This is a genomic window from Alkalimonas cellulosilytica, assembly GCF_036325985.1.
Lineage (GTDB): Bacteria > Pseudomonadota > Gammaproteobacteria > Enterobacterales > Alteromonadaceae > Alkalimonas > Alkalimonas cellulosilytica.
The window spans coordinates 206,734-219,531 of sequence record NZ_JAUHLI010000001.1 but is presented as its reverse complement, the minus strand read 5'-3'; the positions used below and the strand labels follow the sequence as shown (position 1 = coordinate 219,531).

Genomic DNA, 12,798 nt, shown 5'->3' with positions numbered 1-12,798 from the left:
TGTACAACGCTTCTCTTAGCAGGAATTAATACACCAATACAGCGCGACGGTTTTTCGCAAAGCCTGCTTCGGTACGTGACATATCAACCGGACGCTCTTCGCCATAGCTTACAGTGCGCATCTGATTGGCTGGTACACCCAGGTTTTGCAGATACTGTACCACAGCCTGAGCACGACGCTCACCCAATGCAATGTTGTACTCTGGCGTGCCACGCTCGTCGGTGTGGCCTTCAATGGTCACACGCACCGATGGGTTGTTGCGCAGGAACTCACCATGAGCACGCAGGCTTTCTACGAACTCCTGGCGGATGGTGGAACGGTCAAAATCAAAGTAAATCACATTTTCCTGGCGCAGTGCTTCCATCTGCTGACGAACGCGCTCAGCCGGTGTCACCGCTTGCTCGGCCCGCTCAACCTGTACCGCCGCATCGCGCTCCATCTGAGCACGGCGGGCAGCTTCAGCCTCAGCGTCTGAAGCACTGGTTTGCGACGTGGAACTACAAGCCGCCAGTGTCAGGATTGGCAAAGCGATTAAAATCCCCTTTAACGCGTGATGTACGTTCATAGCAACATATCCTTAGTAGATTGAATGATTGAATTTCATTGTTATAAAAATGGTGACCAGGCTGGTGATTTCACTTCACCTTCCGCAGCTGGTAACCGGGCTTTAAAACGACCATCCATAGATACCAATGCCAACACCTGTTTCGACCCATGCATGGTGCTGTAAATCACCATAGACCCATTCGGGGCAATGCTTGGGGACTCATCCAGGCTGGTGGTAGTCAGAACCTGCATAAAGCGGGTCTGTCGATCCATCCGGGCAATCTGGTAACGTCCTCGGGTACGATTCACCATCACAATGGACTGGCCATCCGGCGTAAAAGTGCCAGACAGGTTCATCTCACCTTCGAAAGTCAACCGCCTTGTAGTTCCAGTTTGTAAATTTACGCTATATAGTTGCGGATTTCCACCTCGCTCCGAGCTGAAGATAATTTCTCTGCCATCAGGCGACCAGGCTGGCTCGGTATCGATCGCACGATGGTTGGTTATACGGGTGAGTTCTCTGCTGGCAATGTCCATCACATAGATTTCCGGATTGCCATCTTTCGACAATACCATGGCCATTTTCCGGCCATCCGGGCTCCAGGCTGGCGCACCATTGATGCCAGGCGTGCTGCTAAGTACACTGCGACGACCGGTATAGATATCCTGAATCACAATTTGCGCCTGACGCTGCTCAAAGGTGACATAAGCCAGCTTGGTGCCATCCGGTGACCAGCTCGGTGACATCAAAGGCTCACGTGAACGCAACAAAATCTGTTGGTTGGCACCATCGTAATCGGCAACTGCCAGCTGAAACGGAAACTCAGCATCACGCTGCACCAACACATAGGCTATTTTGGTCAAAAAAGCACCACGGGTACCGGTTAAGCGCTCATAGACAATGTCGCTGATGCGATGGCCAAACTGCCGAACCTGATTGCCGCTAATGGTCGTTTCCCGTGCTTCCAGCACATGCTCCTGACTTTGCACCAGTTGCCCCTGATTCAGCATTTGCCGGCTTAACCCTGCATTACCGCGAACCACATCAATTAATTCAAAGGATACCGTGTAACGATCCGGTCCAGCTTCGCGAATGGTGCCAATGACCAGATGCTCCACGCCTTCTTTGGCCCAGGCGGCATAATCCACGTCACTGGCACGATGTGGTTGCTGTGGCATCCGTACTGTTGGGATGGGGTTGAACTGACCACTGCGCATCAAATCGGCCGCGATCACCTCGGTAATGGTTTCGGTTGGGCGGTTCACGCCTTCAAAACGAAACGGTACCACAGCAATAGGCCGGGCTGAGTCAATACCTTCAGTAATAACAATTTCCAGGGCACTGCGCGCTTGTGCATTCAAGCTAAGCAGCAAGAGTAGAACGAAACTGGCTTGGATAAAGGTTCTCATAATCAAAATTCTGGGATCACCGTTAAGTTAATATTCCGCAGTTGCTCAAACACATCCGGATCTTGCGATACCGGTAAGGTTCCTGCCCGTTCAACTGCCCGCATAGCCGCATCGCACACCACCTGATCACCATTCACCACGCTGACGTTGGTAACAAAGCCATTACTTGCCAGTCGGATATTGATGCGGCACTGTCGACCGCGCATCCGCTCATCGACCCGCAAGTTTTGCTGAATGCGATCGCGGATCATGGCGGTGAAACGCTCCACCTCAGTCACCGTCTGACGCTGACGTGCAACCTGCCTTGCCTGAGCTTCGCGCTCTAACCGCTCCTGCAACTCACGCTCCTGCTGCGCTCGCAGCTGCGCCTCGCGTTCACGTTGCTGACGTTCGGCTTCGGCTCGCTCGGCAGCTTCTTGTTCCTGACGACGCCGTTCAGCGGCGGCTCTGGCCTCTGCCTCCGCCTGCTGACGCTGCTGCTCGGCCTGACGGGCCCGCTCAGCTTCTTGCTGCTGCTGACGTCTTGCCTCGGCGGCTGCCGCAGACGCCTGGCGCGCGGCCTCGTCTTGTTGACGACGTTGTTGCTCCAAACGACGAATACGCTGTTCTTCTTCAGCCCGGGCTTGCTCAGCAGCCCGGGCACGGCGCTCCAGTTCAGCAATCCGTTGTTGTTCAGCCCGCTGAGCCTGCTCACGTTGCTCACGCAGCTGCTGCACACGCTGATCAAATTGCTGCTGGTCAATGGCAACGGCTTCAATAGGCGCGGCCGGGGCTGAACTGGCAGTCACACTCACCGGCGTAGGCTCAAGACTGGGACCTGGTGCAAAATTGCTGACCACCAAAATAAGCACAAAGCCAACATGGAGCAACAGCGACTTCTTCAAAGCTGTTTTAAACTCCGGCTGCATCATAAGCTTAGCCCTCCCCCGGATCGGTCATCAGACCCACCGACGGCGCACCTGCATTTTTCAATAAATTGATCAAGCGAATCACTGCATCGTAACTAACGGTATGGTCACCTTTGACGATCACCTGAGTGCCTGGCTCAATCGTCAACCAACTGGCCACTTCATTGACCAACTCGGCCGAGGTGAAAGGACCATGCTCGGTGCCATCTTTATCAAAATAGTACAAACCAGCTGCATCGACGGTAGCCACCAACGGCAGGTTGCCATCCGTCATTTGCTCCAGCGGCTCCGCTGAGGATTTAGGTAATTCTACCTTCACCCCTTGCGTTAGCATCGGTGTGGTCACCATAAAGATAATCAAGAGCACCAGCATCACGTCAATGTAGGGTACCACATTGATTTCAGCCATCATGCGGCGTTTTTTACGCATGTACATCAGGCTGCTTCCCCGGTGGTGTTTCCTGCCTGGCGGTGCAGAATATTAGAGAACTCCTCCACAAAGTTGAAGTAGCTGCTTTCCAGCAACTCAACCTGATGCGAGAATTTGTTGTAGGCAATCACCGCAGGAATGGCCGCGAACAAGCCCATGGCCGTTGCAATCAAAGCTTCGGCAATGCCGGGCGCGACCATATTTAGTGTGGCTTGCTGCACTGCACCCAGCGCAATAAAAGCGTTCATAATACCCCAGACGGTACCAAACAAACCGATGTAAGGGCTGATCGAGCCTACCGTTGCCAGAAAAGGCAAATGCGTTTCCAATCGCTCCACTTCACGCGACAGACCAACCCGCATCGCACGCTGAGTGCCTTCCATCACCGCTCCTGACGGGCGGTTGTTTTTATGCAAACGAACAAACTCTTTAAAGCCAGACTTAAATAATGCCTCCAACCCAGTCACCTGTCCACGGGCACTGACTTCAGTGTAGAGCTTCGATAAATCAATGCCAGACCAAAACTTATCTTCAAAACGCTTTGCTTCGGCACTGGCCAGCTTCAATACTTTTCTGCGCTGAAAGATCATTGCCCAGGACACAATGGACATGCCCACCAAAGTTAACATCACGGCCTGCACAATAATTCCTGCTTCAAGCAGCAGACCTATAACTGAAATTTCACCGGACACTGGACATTACCTCTGAGAATTCAAATCTGGGATTGATAGTAGCTACTTAAGGTGTTTCGCGCAGTGCCTATCATAGGGCAGCCATATCGCGAACTCAACCAGAGCCAGATAAATGTTGCAAAATACTTTTATACCGCCATTTCACTGACTTTTCAGTAAAAAACAAGTTCCTGCCATGCGTTCAAAAAGCCTGAATATGCGACCAGCTTCCACACTGTTTAGCTTCGGCTAAACAGGCTTGCATGAATTATATTCCTGCGTTGCTGCAAGCTCAGCACAGCAGCTCTCACCAGAATGCAGCTGTATCTATGGCATGCTAAAGATCGTTATACAGTAGCTGGATGAACGGCAAATGAATAAAGCATTAGAAATTTCTATCTGAAAATAGCAATTTTTCTCGTTTGAAGTCTTTACTCTAACTCTCTAGAATACGTCCTGTGTTCTGAGCTAGCGCAAACTACAGCGACTTGTTCGCTGTTTTAGACCAGTTCACAGAGTGGTAGAGGCTGAATTTTCCCAGTTCACTTTATTGCTCGTAGATGTTCCCTGGATTTTATTGAAGCACTTCCTTCAACTTGTTGCATTCGCCCGCTCACTGAGCGGGCTTTTTTTTAGCTGCTATCTGAACAACTGTTTTAAAGCTGGTTAGTTTTCGGGCAAGTCAAAACCAAAATGCTGATAGGCGCGGGGTGCTGCAATACGACCTCGAGGTGTGCGCTGAATAAAACCCTGCTGAATTAAAAACGGCTCGATCACATCTTCAATGGTGTCTTTCTCTTCACCAATGGCCGCTGCCAGGTTATCCAGCCCGACCGGTCCGCCCATAAACTTTTCGATGATGGCCAATAGCAGTTTACGGTCCATGTAATCAAAGCCTTCGGCATCGACATCCACCATCTTTAACGCATCAGCGGCGACTTGCTGCGTCACCTGACCATTGGATTTGACCTGAGCATAATCACGTACCCGCCGTAGCAAACGGTTGGCAATACGAGGCGTGCCGCGTGAGCGCCGGGCAATCTCAGTCGCACCGGCTTCATCCAGCACCAGATTCAAAAAACTGGCCGAGCGCAGAATGATTTGCGTCAGCTCCGAGACCTTGTAAAACTCCAGCCGCTGCACAATGCCAAAACGATCGCGCAGGGGGGATGTCAGGGCGCCAGCCCGGGTGGTCGCGCCAATCAGAGTAAAGGGTGGTAAATCCAATTTAATGGAACGGGCCGCCGGCCCTTCGCCAATCATAATATCGAGCTGGTAATCTTCCATCGCCGGGTAGAGAATTTCTTCCACCACCGGGCTTAATCGGTGGATCTCGTCGATAAACAGTACATCGTTTTCGTCCAGGTTGGTCAACAGTGCGGCCAAATCACCGGCTTTTTCCAGCACCGGACCCGAGGTGGTTTTGATGTTCACCTTCATTTCATTGGCCACGATCATCGCCAACGTGGTTTTACCCAAACCAGGCGGACCAAAAATCAGCAAATGATCCAATGGTTCACCGCGCCCCCGCGCCGCTTCGATAAAAATCGCCATCTGCTCGCACACATGCTGCTGACCGGTGTAATCCGCCAGCAATTTAGGGCGAATAGCGCGGTCAATGGCTTCATCTTCCCGGCTGGCAGTGGGCTGAATAAAACGGTCGGCTTCAATCATGGTTTACATCATGCTCCTGAGGGCGGCTTTGATCAGCATCTCACTGCTCATGTCGTCGGTTTTCACCTGTTGCACCGCTTTACTGGCTTGTTGCTGAGTATACCCAAGGCTCACCAGAGCACCAAGCGCATCCTGCTCGGCTTGCTCAGAGGCGGTCAGGCTGACTGCAACCGGTTTAAGCTGCAAACTACTAAAAGCACTGTCGGCAGGCGCCATACCCCAATCTTTTAACCGATCGCGCATTTCCACCAGCAAACGTTCGGCGGTTTTTTTACCGATGCCCGGCAGTTTGACCAGAGTGGATAAATCGTCCAGTTGCACACAACGGACAAAATCATCGGCGGTTAAACCGGATAAAATGGTCAGCGCCAGTTTAGGCCCGACGCCATTGGCTTTGATCAGTTGACGAAACAAAGCGCGCTCGGTCGCGCTGTGAAAACCATACAGCAGCTGTGCATCTTCACGCACCACAAAATGGGTGTAAAGCACTACCTCCTGGCCCGTCTCCGGCAGCTGGTAAAAACTGGTCAGCGGCAGCTGCACCTCGTAACCCACACCGCCGACTTCCAGCAGCACATCGGGGGCTTGCTTCTCCAGCACAATACCACGCAATCGTCCTATCATCAGGGTTCCTTATCGTAAGCGGCCGCGCACGGTTTTGCGGGCCTGACCGGCCAGGCTGATTAAACTTTGCTGGGTGTGACCATGACAAAGCGCCACAGCCAGCGCATCAGCCGCATCGGCCTGCGGCGTACCGGGTAACTTCAGCATGGCTTTGACCATATGCTGTACCTGAACTTTATCGGCCGCCCCGGTGCCGACCACCGCTTGTTTGACCTGGCGAGCCGAGTACTCAAACACGGCCAGGCCGGCATTGGTGGCTGCGACTATGGCTGCACCACGGGCCTGACCCAGCTTTAACGCAGAGTCTGCATTACGCGCCATAAATACCTGCTCAATCGCAAAGACTGTGGGTTGATGTTGGCTGATAAGCTCGGTCACCGCCTGGAAAATCACTTGCAAGCGTCCGGCCAAATCCGCGTCAGGTAAACGAATGCAGCCGCTTGAGCGGTACTCTAAGCGGCTGCCTTGCTGGTGCACCACCCCATAGCCGGTGACACGGCTGCCAGGGTCAATGCCAAGAATAATGGCCACCCTTACTCCAGGCTCGCCAGCACGTCGTCGCTGATTTCGGCATTGTGAAAGACATTCTGCACGTCATCCAAATCTTCCAGCGTATCCAGCATTTTGAGGAATTTCTTCGCTTGCTCCAAATCCAGGCTCACCTTGGTGCCGGGCACCTGGGTGATTTCAGCGTTGGCCGGAGCAAAGCCTGCCGCAATCAGCGCATCTTTGACATCCGAAAAGGTATCCGGCGTGGTCAGTACATCGAAGGAGTCATCCTCGTTGCGTTGCACGTCTTCGGCACCGGCTTCAAGCGCCGCTTCCATCAGCGCATCTTCGTCGGTGTCGCTGCCATACGACAGCACACCCTGTTTGCTGAACAGGTAGGCCACCGAGCCGTCCGTGCCCAGATTGCCACCATTTTTACTAAAGGCATTGCGCACATCACTGACGGTGCGGTTGCGGTTATCGGTCATGGTCTCCACCAAGACCGCGACCCCATTAATACCATAGCCCTCGTACAGCAGCTCGTCGTAATTCTCGCCTTCACTGGCGCCAGCACCGCGCTTAATCGCCCGATCGATGGTATCGCGCGTCATATTCTCAGCCAGCGCTTTATCGACCGCCACCCGCAACCTGGGATTGGAGCTCACTTCAGGGCTAATGCGTGCTGCCACCGTCAACTCACGGATAATTTTGGTAAAGATTTTGCCTTTTTTGGCATCCTGTCTGGCTTTGCGGTGCTTAATATTCGCCCACTTGCTATGACCTGCCATGCTTACTCCTTGGTTAGCTCTATCATCAACTCCGCCAGCTGAGCCGGATTGGCAAGGCCAGGTGCATCGGTCAGGGGACAGGCCGCAGTGGTGGTTTTTGGAAAGGCCATCACATCACGGATAGAGGTTGCACCGGTCATCAGCATCACCAAGCGATCCAGGCCAAAGGCCAGACCAGCATGCGGCGGCGTACCGTATTTTAAGGCTTCTAACAGGAAGCCGAATTTCTCAGCGGCTTCGTCGTCGCTGATACCAAGCAAACGGAATACCGTGGCCTGCATCACCGGATCGTGAATACGAACCGAACCGCCACCGAGCTCAGTGCCATTCAAGACCATATCGTAGGCATTGGAAAGCGCTTCAGCCGGTGCTTGCTCCAGCGCCGCCGGATCCGGATTGACTGGTGAGGTAAAGGGGTGATGAATCGCCATCAGCTGACCATCGTCGCCCTGCTCAAACATCGGGAAGTCAACCACCCACAGCGGCTTCCAGCCCTGCTCGGTCAGGCCATGCTGTTCACCCAGTTTCAGCCGCAGCGCGCCCATGGCTTCACACACCACCGAATAGCGATCGGCACCAAAGAACAGGATATCACCGGCAGCAGCTTCGGTGCGGCTTAGGATCTCATTGACAATATCATCGCTTAAAAACTTAGCAACCGGCGACTGCACACCTTCGATGCCCTGCCCCACGGCTTTGACTTTCATCCAGGCCAGGCCCTTGGCACCGTAAATACCAACAAAGTCGGTGTAACCATCAATCTCTTTGCGGGAAATGGCTTCTGCTTTGCCCGGTACTTTCAGCGCGACCACGCGGCCTTTCGCATCGTTGGCAGGACCAGAAAACACTTTAAATTCAACTTCTTTTAGCAGATCGGCGACATCAACAAACTGCATCGGATTGCGCAGGTCCGGTTTGTCCGAGCCATACAAGCGCATGGCTTCGGCGTAGGTCATGCGGGGGAAACTGCCCAAATCGACCTGCAATTGTTGCTGAAACAGCTCACGGATCATTTGCTCAGTCACCGCCATCACCTGATCGGCGGTCATAAAGGAGGTTTCGATATCGATCTGGGTAAACTCCGGCTGGCGGTCGGCACGCAGGTCTTCATCACGGAAGCATTTGACGATTTGATAGTAGCGATCCAGGCCCGACATCATCAGCAACTGCTTAAACAGCTGCGGTGATTGCGGCAGCGCAAAAAATTTGCCTTTGTGGGTGCGGCTGGGTACCAGATAATCGCGTGCACCTTCTGGCGTGGCCCGGGTCAGCATCGGGGTTTCCACATCCAAAAAGCCGTGACTATCCATAAAATTGCGCACAAAGCTGGTTACTTTGGCACGAAACTTCAACCGCTCCGTCATCTCCGGGCGCCGCAAGTCCAGGTAGCGGTATTTCAGCCGCTGCTCTTCGCTGTTGTTTTGGTTAGAGTCCAGTGGCAGTGGCGCAGCCTTGCTGAGAATTTGCAGGGTTTTGGCATAGACTTCAACTTCGCCGGTTGCCATGTCGGCATTGACCTGAGACGCCGGGCGAGCACGGACTTTGCCACTGACCTGAATACAGAACTCATTACGCAGGGTGTAAGCCAGCTCAAACAGGGCTTTTTCATCCGGATCAATCACCACCTGCACCAGGCCTTCACGATCACGCAGGTCCAGGAAAATCAAACCACCCAAATCACGGCGACGATTGACCCAGCCACACAATGTAACCTCTGTATCTACCTGCAAAGCGGTTAACGAACCACAATAATGACTGCGCATGCATTCAATCCTTACAAAACTGTCGTGAAAGCCTGCAACCAAGGGAAAACCGGCAGGCATAGTTGGGGGGACATTATAAAGAAAACAACAGCAATGTCACTGCCCGCACCCTCTGCTATGATGGCATTTTTTTTCAAAAGGTCGCTGCTATGCTCTACCTTGGCTGCCCGATGTGGGCCAATGCCAGCTGGAAACACAGCCTGTTTCGTGCAGACTGCAAAACCGCCGATTTTTTGCAGCAATACAGCCAGGTGTTCAACTCTGTGGAAGGCAATACCACCTTTTATGCCGATCCAAAACCTGAAGCCTTGCAGCGCTGGGCCGCGCAGACTCCGGCTGATTTTCGTTTTGTGCTCAAAGTGCCTTCGCGAATCAGCCATCAGGCCAATGCCGATGCCCAGCCAGAGCTTAAAAACTGGTGGCAGTCGCTGCAGCCTCTGCACAGCCGCATCGGTCAGGTACACCTGCAACTACCAGCCACTGCTGGCCCTGAACAACTGGCATGGATTGCCGCAATGCTGGATGCACTGGTCGCTGATGTCCGCTGCTGTGTAGAAGTCCGGCATCTGGCCTTTTTTGATAAAGCCGAGCACGAAGTGGGCTTAAACCGGCTGCTGCGTGATTACGGCGCTGAGCGGGTGGTGTTTGACAGCCGGGCTCTGTTTGCGGTGCCGGCCAGCAATCCGGCACTGATTGATGCCCAGCGCAAAAAGCCCCGTTTACCGGTGCATGCCATTTGCCTGACCGATGCGCCTGTGGTGCGTTTTATCGGCTGCGATGATGCCGCCATCAACCGTCAGCATTACCAGCCCTGGCTGGCTAAAATCCGTCAATGGCTGGATGAAGGCAAAACGCCCTACTGCTACTTTCATACCCCGGACAATGCCTCCGCACCTGAGTTGTGCCGTGCTTTTGTGCAGGATCTGGGCCTGGATCACCCGGTGCTCAAGCAATGGCCTGGTGAGCAACACCAAACAACCAGCGGCATACAGCCGGAGCTGTGGTAAAGCTTAATGAGCGTTATGCCGTTGGCTTTTGCAGCAACACCACATCAGGGCCGCAGAACTCAAGGTCCAGCTGGTAACGTGCAGACAGCCAGCGGAAACTGTCATCGGCAAAAAAACTGATGTGGGTGGGGTCCAGTGTATAGTGCCAGTTGGCAAAAGCCGCATCCGTCGTCAGCCGCTTGGTCATTAGCCCCAGCCAGCCGCCAGGTTTTAGCAGGCCAATCAACTGGCTGAGCACCTGGCCAGGCGCGCTTAGGTGCTCCACCACCTCAGTGCTGACAATAAAGTCGTAGGGCCGGTTTAAACGCTCAGGCTGATGGCAGTAATACAGATCGTAATTGGCACAATGAAAACCGGCTTCTGCAAACATCAGCGCCAGCGTCGGCCCAGGGCCACAACCAAAGTCTAACCCGGCAGCGCCAGGCTGAAGTCGCTGCTGCAATGGTTCAAATACACGGCCTAAAAATTTACGGTAACCCGCATCATCTGGCAGGTTTTGGTGTTGATCGTACACGGCTTTTTCTGCCGCAGCATCCAAATGAAAAGACGCTGGCACAAACACCAATGCGCACTGGTCACAGCGCCAATAATCGCGGACCAGAACCTTAGGGCGTTGCTCCGTATGGTACCGATGAGTTTGGCTGGATTGGCACAGTGGGCAAAGCGGTGGTACGGTATTCATTGAGTGGTGCACTCATTACATGCTGGCATGAGCCTTTGATTTGACATCGAAAACTGCTCGCTCTAGGCTGGTAAGAACCAATAGGCGCTAAGCCTAACCGAACCAGCCTTGTCTGACAACTCGGCACACACCTGTGGGAGCCACCATGACTGAACAAGTTCGCTTGTTACCACTGCCATTTAGCAATAATCACCAGGGTAAGCCCAGACGCATTGGCGTAGAAATTGAACTCAGTGGCCTTGAACTGAACGAGCTCGCTGAGTTGGTCGCGAAAGAGCTGGGGCTGAGCACTGAGCAAAAAGGGCGTTATGATTTGCGTTTAACCGGCGATCTGGCCGGTGACTGGGTGGTGGAGCTGGATTTTCATTTACTGAAAGAGCTGGGTAAAACCGAGCAAGACCCCGGCAGTCTGTCACAAAGTGCTGAGCAGCTGTTGGCCTCATTAGCCAGTCAGTTGGTGCCACTGGAGCTGGTAAGCCCACCGCTGCCGTTTGAGCGCTTAAAGGATATCGAACACATTATTGACCGACTGCAGCAGCAAGGCGCGAAAGGCTCTTCCGATGAATTTCAAAATGCCTTTGGTTTGCAACTGAACCCGGAGATCCCCTCCAAGGATCCGGCAGTGTTGCTGCGCTTTTTGCAAGCCTTTGTCTGCCTGCATGACTGGCTGCTGCAACAAGAGCAAATCGATGTCACCCGTCGTTTAACCAGTTACATCAACCCTTACCCCAAAGATTACCAAAAGTTGATTCTGGCTCCAGATTACCAACCGGATCTGACACAGCTTATCGATGATTACCTGACGCATAATCCCACCCGTAACCGGGCGCTGGATTGTTTGCCGCTGTTTATGGAGCTGGATGAAAGCAGAGTCAAGGCCGCCGTCAAAGACGAACTGGTCAAAGCCCGGCCGACGTTTCATTACCGCCTGCCCAGCTCGGAAATCCAGCTAGCCGGCTGGGGCCTGCACCGGGCCTGGAATGGCTGGATTAAAGTAGAACAACTGGTGGCAAATCCTGACCAACTCAGCGCCTGCGCAGCCGCCTACCTGGAGCTGTTAAACAAGCCACTGGGTAAATTTCTGCAAGACTGGCCACACCAACTGGAGCAACAATGGCTAAACCGGTAATTGCCATTACAGGGCCAGAGCGCGGCGCTTTTGGCCCGCGCTTTTTGGTAGCACTGGCCGTGCGCTTTTATGGTGGAGTTCCCCTGCAGTTGCGGCCATCCCAACACCCACAATCCGTCAGCTTCGATGGCGTAGTAGTAACTGGTGGCCATGATGTAGACCCGGTGCTTTACGCTGCTGAGCCTGAGGTTCACCCGAAGTATGATCCGGAGCGGGATAAACTGGAAATGGCGGTGATCAAGCAAGCCTTGCAGCAGCGTAAACCCTTGCTCGGGATCTGTCGTGGTGCCCAGCTTTTAAATGTCAGCCGGGGCGGAAATTTGCATCAGCAGTTAAAAGAACATCGCTATAAAACCTCCCATCGCTGGACCGTGCTGCCACTGAAAACCTTGTGTTTAGAAGAAGGTAACTCGTTGCTGGCGAAGCTGCTGCATTGCCAAAGATGCAAAATCAACAGCCTGCACAACCAGGCCATCAATCAAGTCGGTGATGGTTTGAAGGTGGTGGCGCGGGATCTGGATCAACTGGTGCAAGCCATCGAAGATCCCAGCTACCCCTACCTGCTGGGAGTACAGTGGCATCCAGAGTTTTTACTCTTTATGCGCCGTCAACGGCACCTGTTTAAAGCGTTAGTGGCAGCAGCGCGTCAGCAGCAAGCAGGTGGATCTGAATAAGAA

The 12,798-nt window shown here is 53.4% G+C and carries 14 protein-coding genes; 3 read left to right on the top strand and 11 right to left on the bottom strand.

Annotated elements, in window-relative coordinates:
• Window positions 1–25: 25 nt before the first annotated feature.
• From pal to aspS, 10 genes are all read right to left on the bottom strand, one after another.
• Window positions 26–565: a peptidoglycan-associated lipoprotein Pal gene (pal, locus tag QWY20_RS00995; RefSeq protein WP_330127172.1), complete on the bottom strand. Its 540-nt coding sequence runs from the start codon at window positions 563–565 to the stop codon at window positions 26–28.
• 41 nt (window positions 566–606) lie between these two features.
• Window positions 607–1,956, bottom strand: a complete 1,350-nt coding sequence (tolB, locus tag QWY20_RS00990) for a Tol-Pal system beta propeller repeat protein TolB (RefSeq protein ID WP_330127171.1) — start codon at window positions 1,954–1,956, stop codon at window positions 607–609.
• Between the two features lie 2 nt (window positions 1,957–1,958).
• A complete protein-coding gene (gene tolA / locus QWY20_RS00985; protein ID WP_330127170.1) occupies window positions 1,959–2,867 on the bottom strand; it encodes a cell envelope integrity protein TolA in 909 nt (302 codons plus the stop codon).
• A 4-nt stretch (window positions 2,868–2,871) separates the two neighbouring features.
• Complete coding sequence (gene tolR, locus QWY20_RS00980) at window positions 2,872–3,300, bottom strand: protein TolR (protein ID WP_330127169.1); 429 nt, start codon at window positions 3,298–3,300, stop codon at window positions 2,872–2,874.
• Complete coding sequence (gene tolQ / locus QWY20_RS00975) at window positions 3,300–3,986, bottom strand: protein TolQ (RefSeq protein WP_330127168.1); 687 nt, start codon at window positions 3,984–3,986, stop codon at window positions 3,300–3,302. Before tolQ ends, tolR begins: the two co-directional genes overlap by 1 nt.
• Window positions 3,987–4,631: 645 nt before the next feature.
• Window positions 4,632–5,639, bottom strand: a complete 1,008-nt coding sequence (gene ruvB / locus QWY20_RS00970; protein WP_330088334.1) for a Holliday junction branch migration DNA helicase RuvB — start codon at window positions 5,637–5,639, stop codon at window positions 4,632–4,634.
• A gap of 3 nt (window positions 5,640–5,642) precedes the next feature.
• The gene (ruvA, locus tag QWY20_RS00965) at window positions 5,643–6,263 is read right to left on the bottom strand and encodes a Holliday junction branch migration protein RuvA (RefSeq protein WP_330088333.1); all 621 of its coding nucleotides are present in this window, start codon (window positions 6,261–6,263) and stop codon (window positions 5,643–5,645) included.
• 9 nt (window positions 6,264–6,272) lie between these two features.
• Entirely contained in the window at window positions 6,273–6,794 is a 522-nt protein-coding gene (gene ruvC, locus QWY20_RS00960) for a crossover junction endodeoxyribonuclease RuvC (protein WP_330127167.1), read from the bottom strand.
• A 2-nt stretch (window positions 6,795–6,796) separates the two neighbouring features.
• Window positions 6,797–7,540, bottom strand: a complete 744-nt coding sequence (locus QWY20_RS00955) for a YebC/PmpR family DNA-binding transcriptional regulator (protein ID WP_330127166.1) — start codon at window positions 7,538–7,540, stop codon at window positions 6,797–6,799.
• Window positions 7,541–7,542: 2 nt separating this feature from the next.
• Window positions 7,543–9,303 (bottom strand): aspartate--tRNA ligase, encoded by a 1,761-nt coding sequence (gene aspS / locus QWY20_RS00950; protein WP_330127165.1) that lies wholly within the window; start codon window positions 9,301–9,303, stop codon window positions 7,543–7,545.
• A 149-nt stretch (window positions 9,304–9,452) separates the two neighbouring features.
• Between aspS and QWY20_RS00945 the strand changes: the two genes are divergently transcribed.
• A complete protein-coding gene (locus QWY20_RS00945) occupies window positions 9,453–10,310 on the top strand; it encodes a DUF72 domain-containing protein (RefSeq protein ID WP_330127164.1) in 858 nt (285 codons plus the stop codon).
• 13 nt (window positions 10,311–10,323) lie between these two features.
• Here QWY20_RS00945 and QWY20_RS00940 read toward each other — a convergent pair whose 3' ends face one another.
• On the bottom strand, window positions 10,324–10,992 hold the full coding sequence (locus QWY20_RS00940) for a class I SAM-dependent methyltransferase (RefSeq protein ID WP_330127163.1): 669 nt from the start codon (window positions 10,990–10,992) through the stop codon (window positions 10,324–10,326).
• Window positions 10,993–11,137: 145 nt separating this feature from the next.
• Here QWY20_RS00940 and QWY20_RS00935 point away from each other — a divergent pair, with 145 nt between their 5' ends.
• Together QWY20_RS00935 and QWY20_RS00930 are read left to right on the top strand one after the other, a co-directional pair.
• Window positions 11,138–12,121 (top strand): amidoligase family protein, encoded by a 984-nt coding sequence (locus tag QWY20_RS00935; protein ID WP_330127162.1) that lies wholly within the window; start codon window positions 11,138–11,140, stop codon window positions 12,119–12,121.
• Window positions 12,106–12,795, top strand: coding sequence for a gamma-glutamyl-gamma-aminobutyrate hydrolase family protein (locus QWY20_RS00930; protein WP_330127161.1), 690 nt, complete (start codon window positions 12,106–12,108; stop codon window positions 12,793–12,795). The genes QWY20_RS00935 and QWY20_RS00930 overlap by 16 nt, the downstream gene beginning before the upstream one ends.
• Window positions 12,796–12,798 lie beyond the last annotated feature (3 nt).